This is a genomic window from Natrinema zhouii (genome assembly GCF_013456555.2).
In the GTDB taxonomy this organism is placed as follows: Archaea; Halobacteriota; Halobacteria; order Halobacteriales; family Natrialbaceae; genus Natrinema; species Natrinema zhouii.
The window spans coordinates 244,032-262,257 of record NZ_CP084884.1 but is presented as its reverse complement, the minus strand read 5'-3'; the positions used below and the strand labels follow the sequence as shown (position 1 = coordinate 262,257).

Here is an 18,226-nt window from a genome sequence, read left to right as displayed (position 1 = left end):
TCGAATCGGTTCTGTACGGTCGATCATCGGTTCCGTGGCACGTCTTCTACATTAGAATCCTTCCAGTCACCTCCTGCCTTGTTCTCTTTGCGAAATTCGCCCTTCGCTTGGGACGACAGGAGCGACCATGAACGGCTGCACTGGACCCGAACTATAACGACTCGAGAACGCGTTCGAAGCGCTCGTACGCGTCGTCGCCGATCGGGTCGAGGTCGTCGTTCTCGGCGACGGCGATCAGACGCTGCGGATCGACCGCGCTGACGACCACGCCGTCGTCATCGTCGTACACGACGACGTTGCACGGGAGCAACGTCCCGAGTTCGAGATCGTTCTCGAGTCCCTGGTGGGCCAACTGTGGATTGCACGCACCCAGGATTCTATACTGCCGAAAGTCCTCGTCGAGTTTCTTTTTCAGCGTTTCCCGGACGTCGATATCGCAGAGCACGCCGAACCCCTCGTCCTCAAGGGCGTCGATCGTTTTCTCGACGATGTCGTCAAACTCGCCGTCGACTTGTGTACGAAGCGTATAGGACATACTGTACGACTGATTTCGAGAGCGGTCGTAGTTGGGGTAGCAACAGCAAGCCTGCAGCACGTGCGTCAGTTTGAGGAAGACTGTAGTCCGTCCACGATGAAGGGCTTACTATGGTTTCTCGTCGTACCGTACGAGCGATCGCTGCCCTGCTCGGACTCACGCTGCTAGCCGGACTCGGATACGCCCTTCGGTGGCGATCGAACCCATCACCGTGCCCGTACGCCCAGCGCCACGCGATCAACTTCCCACGTCCGGTCATTACTCGCTCCCGGCTGCGCGACGTACTCAAGCCCCAGCCCGGTGAACGTCTTCTCGAGGTCGGACCGGGAACCGGCTACTATACCGGGATGGTCGCACGGGCAATCGAACCGTCGGGGAGACTGCACGCCGTGGATGTCCAATCGGAGATGGTCGAACACGTCCGAACGCGAATGCGACAGGAAGGGAACCCGAACGTCGAACCGATCCGCGGCGACGCACGATCGCTTCCGTATCCGGACGACACGTTCGACGCCGCGTATCTGGTCTTAGTCCTCGGGGAAATTCCTGACCAGGAGCGAGCCCTCGACGAACTCGAGCGGGTTTTGAAACCCGACGGTCGACTCGTCATCGGCGAGTCTCTCCCCGACCCGCACTTCGTCGGATTCGAAGGGCTGCGACGCCGTGTCGAACGGCGGGGACTGGCGTTCGACGCGCGCGTCGGAACGCGAGTTGGGTATTTCACCCGCTTTGACGCGGGTATTTCAGATCGGTCGGCCGACTCTGTCGAATGAGCGGTTGTTAGGTTACTGTGCAAAACCGATCGGGACGGTTCGACCGACGAAAGCGTTGTCACGTCTCTTCGATCATCCTCACCGAACCTCTACTTAGCGCGGTCCACGGATCGGTTCGTTCGTCGTAGTGTGGAGAATGAAGACGGTCTCTACTATAGCTCTTATATTGTGCAATTCTCACAAAACCTTTAAACGCTATCAGTCCATACGTAGTGGTGATGGCAACTGATGCACGCGGTGCCTTCGGAGAATCGCTCGACGAACCGATCCACATCGACGGGAGAAGCCACCTCGAGGACGTCACGACGGCGCACGATGTCGTCCTCGTGGACTTCTACGCCGACTGGTGTGGCCCCTGTCAGATGCTCAATCCCGTCCTCGAGCAGCTCGCGGACACGACCGAGGCCGTGATCGCCAAGGTCGACGTCGATGAACACCAGCAACTCGCGGGCTCGTTCGGCGTTCGGGGTGTGCCAACACTAGCCCTCTTCGCTGACGGCGAGCAGGTCGAACAGCAGTCCGGCGCGCTGCCGGAAGACCGACTCCGTAGCCTGATCGAGAGATACACCGAATGAACAAGGAAACAGACACGACCGTGGATGTTCGCAACGTAGTGATCGTCGGTTCCGGCGTCGCCGGCCTCTCCGCGGCCGTCTACGCCGCGCGGGCCGACCTCGAGCCGCTGGTGCTCGAGGGACCCGAACCGGGCGGCCAACTGACGCTGACGACCGACGTCGAGAACTACCTCGGCTTCCCTGAGGGCGTCGGTGGGATGGAGCTGATCCAAAACGGCAAGGACCAGGCCGAGCGCTTCGGCGCTGAGTTCACTCACGGCACTGTCGAAAACGCGATGCTCGAGGAGCGTCCGTTCAAACTCGAACTCTCGAACGGCGACACGTTGCAAACGCGTGCGCTGATCGTCGCGAGCGGCGCGAGCGCTCGCTGGGTCGGCGCTAAGAACGAAGACGAACTGATGGGCTACGGGCTCTCCACGTGTGCGACCTGCGATGGCGCGTTCCACCGCGGTGACGACGTCCTCGTGATCGGCGGCGGCGATTCGGCGATGGAAGAGGCGCTCTTCCTCGCGAAGTTCGCCGACAATGTGACGATCGTTCACCGTCGCGAGGAACTGCGCGCATCCGAGATCATGGCCGACCGCGCTCGCGACAACGAGACCATCGAGTTCCGCTGGAATACGGAACTCGAGGCGCTTCACGGCTCGCAGGAGGAGGGCGTCACCGGCGCGACGCTCGTCTCCCATCCTGACGGCTACCCCAGCGAGAAGGCCGCGACCGGCGTCGACGTGGATCAGGTGACAGTCGACGTCGGCGGCGTGTTCTACGCCATCGGCCACACGCCGAACACCGAGCTCCTCGAGGGGACCGCCGTCGACCGCGACGAGAGCGGCTATCTCCGCACCCGTACGGACGACGCCGGCCGCGCGACGACCGAGACGGCGGTCGAGGGCGTCTTCGCCGCCGGCGACGTCGCCGATCCGCACTATCAACAGGCGGTCACCGCCGCTGGTACTGGCAGCATGGCAGCGCTTGACGCCGAAGCGTACCTCGAGACACTCGAGCGGACGGCAGAGACCGCACTTGAGATTCCTCTGTAGCTGAAAGTATGGATTCTATGAATGATGAGATTGGGAACAGCTGCTCAGTAAGTCTCTAGTAATCAAGAACTAGAGCTCACTCGCTGGCTTCGTCACTATATCCACAATATCACACTGATTTCGAACCACCATTTTATGTGTCGATATCGAACGAAGAGACGATGGCTACTGATTCGACTGTTCACGATTACGAAGTTCTCGTCGTCGGAGGCGGTCCGGCTGGAATGACCGCGGCGCTGTATACGACGCGACTTGGCCATCGGACTGCCGTTGTTGACCGAGGCGGTGGACGTGCAGCGATGATGCAAGACGTTCACAATCTATTAGGTGTCACGGAGGGGACATCTGGACACGAATTTCTCTCGGTCGGTAGAGACCAACTTCGAGAGTACGGGTGCGATATCCACAATGATCTACTCGTTTCCTGCGACAGTAATGAGGATGGTTCGATCCGTCTCTGCGGGAATAATGCTGACTATCGCACAAAGTACGTTGTTCTCGCGACGGGATTCAACGATGTCCGCCCGGAACCGCCACTACCGCGGACCGGTCGTGGACTCCACTACTGCTTGCACTGTGATGCCTACATGTTCGTCGACGAACCCGTCTACGTCATGGGGTACGGGGAGAGCGCTGCACACGTAGCCGCGATCATGCTGAACTTCACCAACGATGTTGATCTACTCACCCGCGATGATAGCCCTGAATGGAGCGACGAGACGGCAACGATGCTCTCGAACCATCCGATCGATATCATTCACGAGGACATCACTGGCGTTCAAAACGACAAAGATGGCTGGTTAGCAGCCCTCGAGTTCGAAGACGGCATGGTTCGCGAGTACAAGGGTGGCTTCACCATGTACGGTGCCGAGTACAACAATGGTCTGGCCCGCAATCTCGGCTGTGATGTCAACGATGATGGGACGGTCGTCGTCGATGATCACGGGCAGACAACAGTCGATCGCGTCTATGCAGTGGGAGACCTGACACCTGGGCACAATCAACTCCCGATTGCATTGGGCGAAGGAGCGAAGGCTGGTATTTCGTTGCATTTCGCGTTACGTGAATTTCCCCGCGATCTCGACGTCATCGAGGAACAGGGTCCAGTCCGTTCTGATGAAGTTCCCGGGATTCCCGACGAACTTCTCGAGCAAGAAGTCGACTTCCACACATATGACTGAATGACTGTACTTCACCTGTACTGAACGGCAACTACGTGTGCTTACTGACCCCCAATCCTTCTATCGAGTCATAGCGATATATCGAATGTTGCGCTGCATACAGGGCAGGTAGTGGAGACAACTTCATTATAGGGCTACCTGAGACAGTGGTGAATCAAAATAACAGTACCCTTTTGCCGCTCCTTTTGCAAGTTCGACTAATGACGGAGCAGGACTCGTCGGAGACTGCAGACCGAAAAGACGATCATATCCAGATCGTTCAGGAGCGGGACGTTGAAACCACAGGAACGGGCTTCGAAGACGTACAACTCGTCCACGAAGCACTTCCAGAACTCAATTACGACGCTATTGATCCGTCCATCGAATTTCTGGGACACGAGTTATCCGTCCCGATCTTCATCGAGAGCATGACTGGAGGGCATCACAACACGACGGAAATTAATCGGGCACTGGCCCACGCTGCCAGCGAGACAGGTATCGCTATGGGACTTGGAAGTCAGCGGGCCGGCCTTGAACTCGACGATGACAGCGTCCTCAAATCGTATACCGTCGTCCGTGATGCCGCGCCCGATGCGTTCATCTACGGGAACCTTGGCGCTGCACAGCTTCGAGAGTACGACATCGGAATGGTCGAGCGCGCAGTTGAGATGATCGAGGCAGACGCGCTCGCAGTCCACTTGAACTTCCTCCAAGAAGCCGTTCAACCAGAAGGCGATGTTGATGGTCGGAACTGCTTGGCTGCGATCGAACGAGTAGCTGCGGATCTCTCGGTTCCGATCATTGTCAAAGAAACGGGTAACGGGATTTCCGGGGAGACTGCCCGAAAGCTAGCCACGGCAGGGGTTGACGCGGTCGATGTCGCTGGAAAAGGCGGCACGACGTGGTCCGGGATCGAAGCCTACCGTGCAGCCGCCGTGAACGCACCGCGGCAGCAACGGATCGGCACCCTGTTCCGAGAGTGGGGGATCCCAACCGCTGCAAGCACGATCGAGTGTGTAGCCGAACACAACTGCGTGATTGCAAGTGGCGGTGTACGGACGGGATTAGACGTGGCAAAAGCGATTGCGTTAGGTGCACTCGCCGGTGGGTTGGCGAAACCGTTCCTGAAACCGGCCACAGATGGGCCAGACGCTGTTATCGAACACGTTGAGGATCTGATCGCCGAACTGCAGACAGCCATGTTCGTCACTGGTTCGAGTTCGATCGAAGACCTTCAACAGGCAGAATATGTGTTGCAGGGAGAAACGCGCGAATACGTTGAACAACGAACCAGTAGCAAGTAACAATTGTATATCTCGATACATATTCATACATAGTAATACTATCGATGGAATTGTTTTATACCGTATCTTCTAATGGTGGAACATGAGTATCAGGACGCTGCTTGTCTCTTTGTTGATCGGTGGTCTGATTGGATATTACTCACCGTTTTATCGAACCCAGGAGATAGGTGACGGCATCATCTTCACTGGTCTCGCCATCCTCCTCATTTCGATCGGTGCACAACTCGGTGGTGATAACCAAATCCTCCAGGATTTGAATGCGATTGGTGGATCTGCACTTGTCCTGTGCGTAGGAAGTATCATCGGGAGTATCATGTGTGTCTACCTGCTCACCATGATCACGTCGATTGTCGATCCGCGATTCGCCTCGTCCGATGAGAACACAATCGCACGTCAAGGCTCACCGTCGGAACTAGGAGCTGATGGCTTTGATTGGCAGATCATTCTTCTCATTTTTATCTCGCTTGTGGTTGGTCTTGGACTCTCAACCATCGGGCTTCCAGAGCACTTCGTCACGGGTGTTGTATCTCTCTCTGATTATGCTCTCTTGGCGCTGCTATTCGGCGTTGGCGTTACAGTTGGAGGCGATACTGAGGCCTTGAGCCATATCGTACATTTCGGATGGGGCGTACTCCTGATCCCATTAGCTGTGGCTGTCGGGAGCATTCTCGGTGGCGTGCTGTTTGGAATAGTTATCGATATGCCAGTTACCCACGCCGCAGCAGTCGCAGTAGGGTTTGGGTGGTACAGTTATGCGGGGGTCGTCGTGTTTGATCTCGGCGGGATGAAACTGGGCACGATTGCGTTTCTTGCGAACCTCCTTCGGGAGATTGTCACCTTCTTCGTGCTGCCAGTCGTCGCCAAGTACTTCGGTGGGATAACAAGTATCGCGCCGGGGGCGCAACGACAATGGACATAATGCTTCCTTTGATTCAGCGTGTTTCTGGTGAGAGGTTTGTGATTCCAGCGCTCATTAACGGTCTCGTGCTCGCGGTAGCTGCGACTGTTCTCATTCCGACCATTCTGGGAATCTAGGCACTGTTAAATTGAGGTGAAGAAGTTACCACTGCGGTCGGGTCGCAAGGAGTGCACCCGCGAGCGACCACCGGGAGCGAGCGGCCTTTTTAGCGTAGATTTTTGCGCCTCGTGTTCGCTCGCGGTGCTCGCTCACCGCTCGGCGCAAAAAGGTACGTAGGCACGTGTAGTGCGCAGTAGATTCACGTGAATAAGTCTCTAAAGAAGAGGATTTCAACAGAGCCAACGAAGACTATTATTAGTCACGGCCAGTCGATCGGCATCTCGTCCTCGTTCTCTTCGAGGAGTTCCAGCACCGGTTTGATCTGATCGAACTCCGGACCTTTCACAACCATATTCTGCTCCTTCTGCCACCGAATGAATCCTGCCTCCTCTAACCGGGGAAGATGGTTATGGTACATTTCGACCTCGAGGTCGCCCCACTGCTCATCATTCAACTGCATACCCTCCGATGTCTGGACTGCAGCCTGTGGATTATGCTCTAGGAGCGCGGTCAACAGCTGACGACGATGCTCATCAGCTAATACCACCAGGATATCGTTGAGCATACCTCCACTTTTATTGCAGAAACATGAGTTTCTTCGGCTAGCTATCCCAAGTTCTTCCGCACTTGTTCACTATAAAGCTCCGTCACATGGAGAGCTATGTTTACTATTGGGATAGTAAACTTCAGTGTTTGCTTGTCCATGGCGAAACATGACGAAGGCTGTCAATGGAAAGTCGAGGCAATGGCTGGTAGTGATGACCCAGATACACCATACGAATACTCGTCAGAACAGCCACCAAGTATTGCCATCGTCAATGCACTCGCCGATCTCGAAGAAGTAGACCCAACAGAACTGGATTACACACTCTATGACTATGCCTACCCCGAGGCCCTTGATACACTCACCCAGTCAGGAAACGTTGAAATTACATTCACCGTGGAACAATACAAAGTCCATATCACAGAGTCCGGTAGCATCCATATCACTCGCCATAGCAGCTGAAAATTGATGATATTCGTCTAACTTAGTGGTCTTTATCGATTTTGAGTATATTCGGTCAGCGGTAAGTATAGGGCAAGTACGTAATGACAGCGTCTACCTGATTCCAACAGAGAGTTTACCAGTGAGGTTGTCGGATAACAGAAAGCATAGCCCGACTCGCTGAGTAGGTTCCGATGAAATGTCGTGGTACGTCCTACTACTTGCCGCGTTGTTCGAAATTGTATGGGCAATCGGCCTCGAATACTCTGACGGTTTCTCGAAGCCAGTACCCACGTTCGTCACCGTTGTTGCCCTTATTATCAGTATGGTACTGTTGGCACAGGCAGTCAAAGAACTCCCTGTGGGGACAGCGTACGCGGTCTGGACTGGTATCGGAGCTGTTGGAACAGCCTCACTTGGTATTTTCCTGTTCGACGAACCGGCAACTCTCGCTCGAATTACGTTTATCGGCGTGATTGTCGTCGGTATCGTTGGTCTCCACCTCGCGTCTGGTGGGCACTGACTACCTACTGTCAGGTACTTCAAACCGATAGGTATCGCCATGCTCGACGTATGCAACGCGATCTTCGAGATTCGCCTCTTCGACTGCTTCTTTGAAGTCGGAGAGCGGCGACTGGAACACTTCGTAATCATTGTAATGAATCGGAATGTTCGTATCCGCGTTGAACAGTTCGACGGCTTCAACGCCCTGTTCCGCGTTCATCGTCAGGAGGACGCCGAGAATTTTCGTTCCGCCAAGATGTAAGAGTGCTAGGTCGATCTGGGGGTAGCGTTCGGGAATCTCTTCGAGGTCATCATACATGATCGTGTCTCCAGTAATAAACAACTGGATGAGTGTCTGTCCCTCCGCTGATTGGAACTCGAGCATACTTCCCATGACGGGCGGGAGTGCCTTTTCAACAACAGGTGGGCCATGTCTGCCAGGCGTCGAAGTAATAGTGAGTTCTATGTCTCCCTTGCTGACAAGCATCTCCTCCCACGTGTCTAGTGGATACGTTTCGTGGAACCCTTTCTCTGAGAGTTCGTCAGCCGCGTGTTGAGTCGTTATGATGGGCAGGCTTTGGTCGAGTTTCTCTTCGACGATACGATCGAAGTGATCGCCGTGATAGTGTGAAAGCAGAACAAAGTCAATATCTGGTGGTAATTCTTCAATCTCGATGGCCGGGTCAGTCTTGCGCTCCGACGTGATACCGTACCCAAGATGGACGTGATCGCCGCTGTGTAGGAAGTTCGGGTCGGTCAGAATTTTGAACCCAGCGTAGCGAATAATCACAGTCGCCGTCCCGACAAAGAAGATTGAACCACTCTCATGGTCAACGTCGTCGGTCTCTGGAGCTGGAAGGTTGAGCATCTGACTCATGATATTTTAGTTGGTTACCTCTGAATTCTGTGGACGGAGCCATTCCTGTAGGCGGTCAGAACGAACACTGAATCCGAGTCCTGTAAGAAACGACAGGAAACTCGGGATGAGTATCCATAGTATGTTTGGATGCTCTGCACCGGTGTGAAGGAGGGTTTCCAGCATACACGTTCTCTGTGCGGGATGTATAAACACAAAGTTTTTCCACTGTTTAGTAGAAATAACAGTTCAATATTGTTTAGAAGATAATTCAGACGCTATTTTAGTCGATAAGTATGGTATTGATGCCACTGTGGCCACACAATAGAATTGATGAATATGCATCTGTAGTTGCCGTTCGGTATAGATTTACAATTTGGTCAGGCAGGGACTATTTAAGGGGTGCCGGTCCGAAATGGAGGATGAGTCTTGGCGTCTTGTCGGATAGTCCAGGTTTGGAAAAGGCGAAACGGTCCCGTTCGTTCCTCTAGAGCACGAATTGAGTTTAATTCACTCAGTCATGTATTAGTTTATAGCCCTATTATTTATAGGACCTGTCATAATGAGGTTCAATCAGAGTCGGCGGCGAACAGCGATTCGGGAGGTGAAAATGAACGATTATCGCGTCGGGAGCGTATCAAAAGTCGGCAGTGTGATATATCCGACGGGATTAGCAAGTTCGAGACGCTATCTGCTGGCGAGAACTGCGACTGTCCCGTGGACGGTTAATGTATCGAAGTTCGTCGAGATATCCCTCGAGGAGCGTGAGAGGGTTCGATCCCACCTGCAGGCGCTCACTCAGTGTGGATCGCTCGTTCGGGTAGTGGATCGGGAGGACATCACGGCTGCTGAGTCACGTCGGAAGAGTAAACGAGAACATCGCACCTTCGCCGGGCTTGGAGTCGACCGAAATCTCACCGTCGTGACGCTCGACGATGCGCTGACAGAGCGCGAGCCCGATACCGGTTCCGTCGTACTCCTCGCGGCTGTGGAGGCGATCGAAAATCGTGAATATCCGCTCTTGGTCGTCAGGGTCGATGCCGATCCCGTCGTCCTCAACCGAGATCACCCACTCCTCACTGTGCCGGTCGGCGGTGATATGGACCCACGGCGGTTCGTCTCCGCTGTACGTGATCGCGTTGTCGAGCAGGTTCTGGAACACCTGTCGGAGCTGGCTCGCGTCGCCCTCGACGCGAGGGAGTTCCCCGACCGTGATCTCGGCGTTGGTTTCTTCGATCTGCAACTGCAGATCCGCGAGGACATCGTCGAGGACATCGTTCAAGTCGACAGGTTCGAACGGATCACCGCGGGTCGAAACCCGCGAGTATTCGAGCAAGCCATCGATCATCTCGCGCATCCGCTGGGCCCCGTCGATCGCGTACTCGAGGAACTCCTCGCCATCCTCGTCGAACGTATCGCCATAGCGCCGCTCCAGCAACTGGAGATAGCTCGTCACCATCCGCAGCGGTTCTTGCAGATCGTGAGAGGCGATGTACGCGAACTGCTCGAGCCGCTCGTTCGATTCTCGGATTTTCCGTTCGTACTCCTTCCGGACACCGATATCTCGGGCCACTCCGCACCGGCCAATTCGACCCCCGTCGTACTCGTACGGCCCGAACCGAGTTTCCACGGGCAGCGTTTCTCCATCGGCCGTTTCGAACTCGTACTCGAGGACACCGACCTCACGCTTGCCAGCACTGATCTCGGTTTCCAGTTCGTTGGCGGCTTCGTTCACCGTCTCGCTGTTGATGAGGGTCGCATGTTTTCCCAGCAGTTCGTCGCGGTCGTACCCGACAAGGTCGCAGAACGCTTGGTTGACGAGAACGAAGCGATCGTTCTCGTCGAGCACGTACACGCCGTCCCAGACCGTCTCTACGAGTTGCTCGTACTGCTTGAGTTTCCGTTCGCGCCCCTTACGCTCGGTGATATCGGTGAAATAGATGGACAACCCGGTGTCAGATGGATAGGCGCGTACCTCAAACCACGCGTCGGCCGTGTCCGAGTACTCCTCGAACGAGACCGGTTTCTGGGTCGTCATCGCTCGTTCGTACTGCTCTTTAAACGACCGTTCGGTGAACTCCGGAAACGAGTCCCGCATATACTCGCCGTAGACGTTTCCCTCCGTCGTGCCGAGCAGTTCTTCGGCGCGGTCGTTCAGATGGGTGAACCGCAAGTCGGTATCGGCTGCAAAGAACGCGTCGGTGACTCGCTCGTACACTTCGTCCAATTCATGCCGGAGTTCGTCGCGCTGACGTTCGAGTTGACGCTCTTTTTCTTTCAGCTCCGTGATGTCCTTGCCGGCAACAATGATACGTTCGAGTTCATCGTCTTCGTCAAACAGCGGTGCTGCAGTCAGCGAAACCCATCGCTGCTGTCCGTCAGGCGTTTCGTGCTGAACCAGCCGATCGTAAACGGGTTCACCGGTTTCGATCACGTGCGAGACAGGGTGGTTTTCCGACGAAATTGAGCTTCTCTCCACGTCATAGATATTCATGGCAGTGAAGTCGAGCGCCCTTACGGAGGATTCGTCGATACCCAGTTCCCGTCTGGCTACCGAGTTTATCCGCTCAAGCGACCCGCCAGCCCGAAAGATCGCAAGCCTAACTGGTGCAGTCTCGATGAGACGCTCAGTGAGATCACGTTCGCGACGTAACCGACGCTCCCACTCACGCTGGTCAGTCATGTCTCTGGTGACTTTCGCGTATCCCTTAAGGTCGCCATCGGCGTCGCGGATCGCAGTAATAGTCACGTTGGCCCAGAACCGTGAGCCGTCCGCTCGGATGCGCCATCCCTCGTCCTCCATTGACCCTTCCTCGGCTGCGACTGCGAGGTTCGACTCGGGAACGCCAGCCGCTCGATCATCTTCGCTATAGAACATCGAAATATGTTCGCCTATGACGTTATCGGACGCGTATCCTTTGATCTGCTCGGCCCCCGCGTTCCAGCTGCGGATGTATCCGTCTGCATCGAGCATGAAAATCCCGTACTCCTCGACGGCATCGACCAGCGATTCGAACTGCGTCTTCTCCTCCCGGCGAGCGCGTTCCGATTGCTTCTGCTCGGTGATATCGTAATAGAGTTCGACGCGACCACCGGCGTACGTGCCGGTCTCGACCGGCTTGCTCCGGTGCTCGAGCCACCGCGCTTCGCGCCCTTCGCCCGCGGTCACACGACACTCGAACCGTTCGGCGTACGTATTCTCTTCATAGGTCGCTAGCACGGTTTCGGTGAGTTGCTCACCGTTATCAACCACAGGCGCGATACAATCCCGAACGACCGCACGCTTATCCCCTCCGAGGACGCGCTCCCGATTAAGTCCGAAGTACTGCTGGAGCGTGTCGTTGACCCACGCCACGTTAAACTCCTTATCGAGGACGAACATGCCAATGGCAGCATCGTCTAGCACGTCATTGATCAGAGACTGGGTGACAGTCGGCCACTCCCCGACGTCGGCGGCCTGAGCCCCCGTCATCTGGTGCGGTCGCCACCAGACACGTCCGTTTGACCCTGCTTTTTTAGTCTCCAGTTCGCCGCAGTTAACGAGTCGATCGAGACGTTCATACGTGCTTCGGCGACCGAGATCGAGTTGGTCTGCCACCTCAGTTGTCGTCTGCGGCGGTCCACAAGCATCGAAGAGCGCGAGCGTTTCCTGAAGACTGTCAGTTAGCGAGCGACCACTCATGATGCTACGAAAGCAGCCTTCGAGTTATAAACCCTCCGCAAGCGGAGGGTGCTTGAACTCGAGTCGCGTCACTCTACTCGCGTCAACAGATACGGCTCGCAGTTCTTATTTATATCTGGAAGTCAAAGATAGGGTATGCCGCATGGTCAAGACGTCGAGGACGACACTTCAGAAATAGCCTCTGAGTATGAGTGTCTCCAGTGTGGGAGAATAGTCAAGGCCGAGACGAACCCCGGCAAGTGTGATGAGTGTGGTGGTGACTTCCAGAATCGAGCGAAATCGGTTGAATAGTGTTCTACCGGTTTCCTATACCGTCTAATAGCAGACTCTGTTGAAGCTGTAGTGGGTTGTGACTACTCCCACGACTGAATAGTAGTTGCTAATTTGATCTGGAAAGCAGAGAAGATCGACAGTTCATACCAATTCTAATTTTGTGAAACCGTACACAGTACTGGCCAGAGATGCGACAACTGTCGAAGCGTCTGTTTAGTAATTATTCTCTCAGTCTTGCATGTGTTAAAGGGTAGACTGGCTTAGATTGATCCGCCAAAGTCAGTTGTCGAATTGGCCGCTATCCATACGGTGTTATCCAAGAAACACCCGAAACAGAGCGGTCGGGACGACTGGGTCAGTCCCGACCTCCCGACCTAGAGTTACGGGAGTAGTAAGACTTCAGACTTTGATCCAAGAGTTCTCGACCATCTCAGAGAGTTTACATTAAAATCCTACTATCAACGAATCCGCATAGGGTGAGCAAAGTAGGGTAGGTAGTTTGTAAATAACAGTTTAACTAGGTGAAACCCATCCTTCTCGCTTTTCAAATCGTAACATCGTCAATGATACTAAACGGAATCTACAGGAGGATCGGCGTCGAAGGGACGGTCTATGACCGAAGAGAGACCGGCATATCCTTCCCTCGAGAACTCATCAGTACGTCGCTGGACGCCGCAAACATTCGGTCGCGATAGTACTGCGACGGAGTCGGCCGACGATGATTCCTTCAATCACGAGTGGCCGGCGTGCTGGGAGGCCGCCACATCGTTGCTCAAGTGGCGCAAGCCCCACGATCGCATCGTCGACGAGGAAAATGCGCCCTTTTACCGATGGTTCGTCGGTGGACGCTTGAACGCCGCAGAAAATTGCATCGATCGCCACCTCGAGAAGCGGAAGAATCAGGTCGCACTGCGGTGGGAGGGGAAACGGGGTGAGCGCCGAACCTATACGTACTACGACCTCTACCGCGAGGTATCAGCCGTCGAAGCTGCGCTCCGCGAGCTCGGTGTCGAAGCGGATGACGTCGTCACGATCTACCTGCCGAAGCTCCCCGAGTTGCCAATCGCGATGCTCGCCTGCGCTCGTATCGGGGCGGTCCACAACGTCGTCTTTGCGGGTTTTGCTCCCGATGCGCTCGTCAAGCGAATGCAACACGTTGACTCATCCGCACTCGTTACCTGCGACGGCAGCATCCGCGAGGAGACCGCGATCGACCAGAAGCGGAAAGCCGATACGGCGCTAGCATCGCTTGAGGAATCGCTCCCCACGATCGTCGTCGATCGACTCGGTGCGAGTCACGGGACGCACCTCGGTGCGAATCAATACGACTACGACGACCTCGTCGAGACGCACGCCGGCGCAGATGTGACTCCGGTGTCGCGGAAGTCGACCGATCCCCTCTTTCACATTCACACGTCAGGGACGACCGGCGACCAGCAACGGATGACTCACGCGACCGGGGGCTACCTCGCGGGTGTTGCATGGACGGCTCGGACAGTATTCGACCTCTCCCTAGGGACCACGATCTGGTGTACGGCCGATATCGGGTGGATCACCGGCCACTCCTACGCCGTCTACGGGCCGCTTCTCTCGGGCGCAACGGCAGTCCTCGTGGAGGGAAGTCTTCGTTATCCGGATCGACACCGGCCGTGGAAGTTGATCGAACGAAACGGCGTGGAGATTTTCTATACGACACCAGGAGTGATTCGGACGTTTATGAAGTGGGGCGAGTCGTTTCCCTCGTCCTATGACCTGTCGTCGCTGCGACTGCTCGGTACCGTCGGTGAGCCGATCGGCCCAGATACGTGGGAGTGGTACTACACCCATGTCGGTGAAGAACGGTACCCGATCGTCGACACGTGGTGGCAGACCGAAACTGGATGCGTCCTCATTTCGGTCCGTCCTGGAATCGACGAGTCGAAGCCCGATTCGGTCGGCCCGCCGTTACCTGGAATCGAAATCCAGGTCGTCGACGAAGACGGTCGCGAACTACCGCCCGGCGAACCCGGTTATCTGACGATTGATCGCCCCTGGCCGTCGATGCTCGCTCCGCTCGAAGGTGATCGGTACTGGGTTCTCGCGGAGTACTGGCAAGCGTTTTCGGACCCGCGGGCGGATAGCTGGCGATATTTCACGGGCGACCGAGCCGTCGTTGACGACGACGGGTACGTGACGATCCTCGGCCGTGATGACGATGTAATCTCGATCGGTAACCGCCGCCTTGGAACGGCCGAACTCGAGGCTGCGATCACGACAGTAGACGGCGTTACCGAAGCCGCTGTCGTCGCTAAGAGTACCGGTGGCGAGACAACGCTCTGCGTCTTCGCAACCCTCGAGCAAGAACAGCGGGACCAGAACGCCGTCGGAGACGCCATCGCGGATGCAGTCGCTAAGCACGTCGGTGAGTTCGCACGGCCGACAAGCGTCGTATTTACGCCCGAACTGCCCGAAACCTATTCTGGGAAGACGATGTACCGGCTCCTTGAGCGTGTTATCAACGATCGATCACTTACGAACAGCGACGCCCTTCGGAATCCTGAAATCCTCGGTGAACTCGCGACGATCTGGAATCGAGAGTGAACAGTCGATCGATACCTTACCACGGACGCCTCGTTCACTGACTAATAGGATGTTTTCGCGTCCTCGAGTCGATGTTGAGCGGTTCGGCCAGCAGATTTCTACAGATCGGAGTCCGACGAAGGTACGTCGCCGAAAGCGGCCTATCACAACGAATCCGTTCTCGAAGCATGGAACAAAATGTGTATTGATTCGAAGTCGGTGTGACCATATCAACATTATTATGGTCCATCCGAAACAAATTCTATACACGCCTCGGTAGCCGATAGAGACACCTTGATCACCATGAATGAAGTCCCCTCTCAGTTACAGACGTTCGATATCGTGGAAACCGACGACGTTGTACGAGAGTATCTAAAAAGGGAGTGTCTTGATCATCCGACGAGAGGCCCGTACATAAAATCACGAGTGCTGTACGAGGCTATCGAAGACGAAATCGATGGCCGGTTTTCCCTGGAGTTGTTCGGATTGTTCTGTAAAAGCCGGCCGTACTTGGAAAAGTGGTCGCGAGGATATAACGGATCGTATCGGTATCGAATCCTGCGAGAGCACCTTCGCTAGCGTTCTCTGTAGAGAATCTTCGAGGGGGTGCTGCTCAGAGTCTTAATAGTCCGATCCAGGCGAATCATTATATAGTATCAGTCGGTACAGAGAGATATGACTAAACAGACAGCGAAAACCACAGAACGGTCACTGGACGTAATCGACACGATTCAGAGAGTGGGTGGCGCAACGCTCGATGAACTGACCGAGGAGTTGGAGATCGCGAGAAGTACCATCCACCTCCATCTTCAGACCCTTCTCGAAAAAGGGTATCTCACAAAGGAGGGCGCGGTATATCACATCGGATTACGGTTCTTAAATCACGGCGAGTATGCACGCTCACGCAAGAAGGCCTACACGTTGGCCAAGCAGACTGTAACAGAACTTTCTGACCGAATCGACGAAGAGGTCGAATTCGTCGTTGAGAACGATAATCGCGGCATTCTTGTCCATGAATCCTTCCACCCGGACAGCCACTTTCCATCCAAGGAGCAACATATATCTACCACGCCTAACTCTGCTGGGATCTACTATTATCTCCACAGCGTTGCAACCGGCAAAGCGATTCTCGCCGAATTATCAGACGAGCGCGTTGAAGCAGTACTGGACGACTGGGGACTCCCAAGACAGACAGCACACACTATCACGGATCAGGACGATTTCTTCCGAGAACTCGAGCAGATTCGCGATCGAGGCATTGCATTCGCCGACGAAGAATACGTCGACGGTCTCAGAGAAGTCGGGCGGCGCGTGACAGGCCCCGATGGGAGCGTTCTCGGTGCAATCGCCATCATCGGTCCGAAGTATCGATTCACGGACGAACGATACACCACCGAACTGCCGGAGATTCTGATGGAATACGTTAACGATCTCGAGACCGAGATCAACGACTCGTATTTGGATGATTATCGCTAAGTAACCGGATCTCTCACGAACCCTAGTAAATGTCCGAGTATACTGTGTTACTATATATGCCCATTGTTTTCATCGGAAATACAGGGGAATTATAACGACATATTACAAATGTATGAATGTAATTCTATACACGAAGTTGCGAAGCAGTACGATGCGATGCCGACATTGTTCGAAGGATCTGGACTACTATATACCACTGGACGTAGACGTTACGTCTCCGGGGAATTGTTGCCCGTCATCAACCGTACTGCCGACAACTGTCAGCAAAGGATCGACTCTAACGGAATGTTCCCACAAAGTGCAAGCAGCGATACGTAGCGAATGGATGTACAGTCTAATTCCCAGCGAACAGGTGGTTACGATCCATCTCTGGTGACTTCGGTTACCCTCCCAATCATCGTCCACTCTGATTCACTTCCGTCCTTACGTCCGACCAGAACTGATCCGTTATCCGTGCTCGTGATAAATCGATAGTCCGCTTCATCGTCCTCACAGACACCCTCCGCCTGAAATTCCTGCTGAAAGAACTCGGCCCCGGAAATATGAAATATGGCCGTCGTTCCATTGCCGAGCGTCAATTCGACGGGATCGGGACTGAGCTGGTGTATTCGTTTTGCGATCGGATTGAGATCTGCCATATGTACATACTGGCGGTTACGGCCTATAAGTCGTGCTGATTTTACGCTAGATCACTCGATGACTTCCTTGAGTAAATCTGTCTCAACGAGCAGAATGACGTGATTTCCCGTCTCAGTCCAGTCGTTCCGTGAGGCGTCACGAGTTCACCGGAGCGAGCGACCGTGATTGAGTCACATCTTTGGTCGGGAGTACGATGAGATTGTCCGATATAGATGGACTATTATAACAGGCCATCGATTCTGGGATTTCACCCTCTTGAGTACGACCCACAATAAGAGTCATAATCCAAATGTGAATAGGTGACTATGGCCAGCATGAGGACGAACGTCGTGAATGGCCCCTCTCCGAAATCGAGTCCGATTCGGACGACCGGCTAAACGAGAGATGAAATCAGATGAGTCGTGATAGATAGGTGAGATTGTGGTAGACCAAACGATTTATCTCTATCTGATTGGTACTACGAGGTATGGAGCTCGACGAGGTCCTTAGCGGTGACCAGATCACTGGCCGTCAAGCTACGATGATCTTCTTCATATGGCTAACGCTGGTGTTTGTAATTGGAGTTATCCTTCTACTGATCACGAGAGGCACTATTGGGTAACATCCTCCTCGCAGTAAACGGCGAGGCTTCCCACGCATAGGGAATACCAGTTAGTCGTCGCTGGTGAACAGCCTCGGGTCAAGCCCCGAGGCACTCGCCTTATTCATCTGTAGACGCTCTCCAGAGACCCCAGCGAGAGAAGCGTAGATGCACAGACACCAATTGATGAGTATTTGGGCTGAGGCACTCTGTTCGTCCTGTGCAGTCAGCTCGAGGTCGTCCGTTGATGCTGAGAAGGGAATCAAT

Annotated in this window: 16 protein-coding genes and 1 pseudogene; 12 read left to right on the top strand and 5 right to left on the bottom strand. The window is 54.7% G+C overall.

Annotated elements, in window-relative coordinates:
* Positions 1-151: 151 nt before the first annotated feature.
* Positions 152-535, bottom strand: a complete 384-nt coding sequence (locus HYG81_RS43705) for a DUF302 domain-containing protein (RefSeq protein ID WP_226778618.1) — start codon at positions 533-535, stop codon at positions 152-154.
* A gap of 110 nt (positions 536-645) precedes the next feature.
* On the opposite strand from HYG81_RS43705, the gene HYG81_RS43700 reads away from it, so the two are divergent.
* The 6 genes and pseudogenes from HYG81_RS43700 (at position 646) to HYG81_RS43675 (ending at position 6,422) form a co-directional block, all read left to right on the top strand.
* The gene (locus HYG81_RS43700; RefSeq protein WP_226778617.1) at positions 646-1,308 is read left to right on the top strand and encodes a class I SAM-dependent methyltransferase; all 663 of its coding nucleotides are present in this window, start codon (positions 646-648) and stop codon (positions 1,306-1,308) included.
* Between the two features lie 218 nt (positions 1,309-1,526).
* On the top strand, positions 1,527-1,883 hold the full coding sequence (gene trxA / locus HYG81_RS43695) for a thioredoxin (RefSeq protein ID WP_226778616.1): 357 nt from the start codon (positions 1,527-1,529) through the stop codon (positions 1,881-1,883).
* Positions 1,880-2,923, top strand: a complete 1,044-nt coding sequence (locus HYG81_RS43690) for an NAD(P)/FAD-dependent oxidoreductase (RefSeq protein ID WP_226778615.1) — start codon at positions 1,880-1,882, stop codon at positions 2,921-2,923. The genes trxA and HYG81_RS43690 overlap by 4 nt, the downstream gene beginning before the upstream one ends.
* Before the next feature lie 161 nt (positions 2,924-3,084).
* The gene (locus tag HYG81_RS43685) at positions 3,085-4,104 is read left to right on the top strand and encodes an NAD(P)/FAD-dependent oxidoreductase (protein WP_226778614.1); all 1,020 of its coding nucleotides are present in this window, start codon (positions 3,085-3,087) and stop codon (positions 4,102-4,104) included.
* A gap of 200 nt (positions 4,105-4,304) precedes the next feature.
* Positions 4,305-5,387, top strand: a complete 1,083-nt coding sequence (fni, locus tag HYG81_RS43680) for a type 2 isopentenyl-diphosphate Delta-isomerase (RefSeq protein ID WP_226778613.1) — start codon at positions 4,305-4,307, stop codon at positions 5,385-5,387.
* Positions 5,388-5,469: 82 nt separating this feature from the next.
* Positions 5,470-6,422 (top strand): annotated as a pseudogene (locus HYG81_RS43675) (LysO family transporter).
* Positions 6,423-6,664: 242 nt separating this feature from the next.
* Here HYG81_RS43675 and HYG81_RS43670 read toward each other — a convergent pair.
* Positions 6,665-6,970, bottom strand: a complete 306-nt coding sequence (locus HYG81_RS43670) for a winged helix-turn-helix domain-containing protein (protein ID WP_226778612.1) — start codon at positions 6,968-6,970, stop codon at positions 6,665-6,667.
* A gap of 138 nt (positions 6,971-7,108) precedes the next feature.
* Between HYG81_RS43670 and HYG81_RS43665 the strand changes: the two genes are divergently transcribed.
* Both HYG81_RS43665 and sugE read left to right on the top strand, forming a co-directional pair.
* Positions 7,109-7,411 carry a HalOD1 output domain-containing protein gene (locus HYG81_RS43665; protein ID WP_226778611.1) on the top strand — a complete coding sequence of 101 codons (303 nt, stop codon included), beginning with the start codon at positions 7,109-7,111 and terminating at the stop codon, positions 7,409-7,411.
* 178 nt (positions 7,412-7,589) lie between these two features.
* The gene (gene sugE, locus HYG81_RS43660; protein ID WP_226778610.1) at positions 7,590-7,913 is read left to right on the top strand and encodes a quaternary ammonium compound efflux SMR transporter SugE; all 324 of its coding nucleotides are present in this window, start codon (positions 7,590-7,592) and stop codon (positions 7,911-7,913) included.
* On the opposite strand, the gene HYG81_RS43655 is transcribed toward sugE, so the two are convergent.
* Together HYG81_RS43655 and HYG81_RS43650 are read right to left on the bottom strand one after the other, a co-directional pair.
* The gene (locus tag HYG81_RS43655) at positions 7,914-8,771 is read right to left on the bottom strand and encodes an MBL fold metallo-hydrolase (RefSeq protein ID WP_226778609.1); all 858 of its coding nucleotides are present in this window, start codon (positions 8,769-8,771) and stop codon (positions 7,914-7,916) included.
* 832 nt (positions 8,772-9,603) lie between these two features.
* On the bottom strand, positions 9,604-12,222 hold the full coding sequence (locus tag HYG81_RS43650; protein WP_226778608.1) for a PAS domain S-box protein: 2,619 nt from the start codon (positions 12,220-12,222) through the stop codon (positions 9,604-9,606).
* A gap of 345 nt (positions 12,223-12,567) precedes the next feature.
* Here HYG81_RS43650 and HYG81_RS43645 point away from each other — a divergent pair, with 345 nt between their 5' ends.
* From HYG81_RS43645 to HYG81_RS43635, 3 genes are all read left to right on the top strand, one after another.
* Positions 12,568-12,723 carry a rubrerythrin-like domain-containing protein gene (locus tag HYG81_RS43645; protein ID WP_226778607.1) on the top strand — a complete coding sequence of 52 codons (156 nt, stop codon included), beginning with the start codon at positions 12,568-12,570 and terminating at the stop codon, positions 12,721-12,723.
* A gap of 594 nt (positions 12,724-13,317) precedes the next feature.
* Complete coding sequence (locus tag HYG81_RS43640; RefSeq protein WP_226778606.1) at positions 13,318-15,285, top strand: acetate--CoA ligase; 1,968 nt, start codon at positions 13,318-13,320, stop codon at positions 15,283-15,285.
* A 654-nt stretch (positions 15,286-15,939) separates the two neighbouring features.
* Positions 15,940-16,740 (top strand): IclR family transcriptional regulator, encoded by an 801-nt coding sequence (locus tag HYG81_RS43635; protein ID WP_226778605.1) that lies wholly within the window; start codon positions 15,940-15,942, stop codon positions 16,738-16,740.
* A 356-nt stretch (positions 16,741-17,096) separates the two neighbouring features.
* On the opposite strand, the gene HYG81_RS43630 is transcribed toward HYG81_RS43635, so the two are convergent.
* On the bottom strand, positions 17,097-17,378 hold the full coding sequence (locus HYG81_RS43630; protein WP_226778604.1) for a DUF8072 family protein: 282 nt from the start codon (positions 17,376-17,378) through the stop codon (positions 17,097-17,099).
* Positions 17,379-17,845: 467 nt separating this feature from the next.
* Between HYG81_RS43630 and HYG81_RS45520 the strand changes: the two genes are divergently transcribed.
* A complete protein-coding gene (locus tag HYG81_RS45520) occupies positions 17,846-17,980 on the top strand; it encodes a hypothetical protein (RefSeq protein ID WP_255647825.1) in 135 nt (44 codons plus the stop codon).
* Positions 17,981-18,226: the final 246 nt, after the last annotated feature.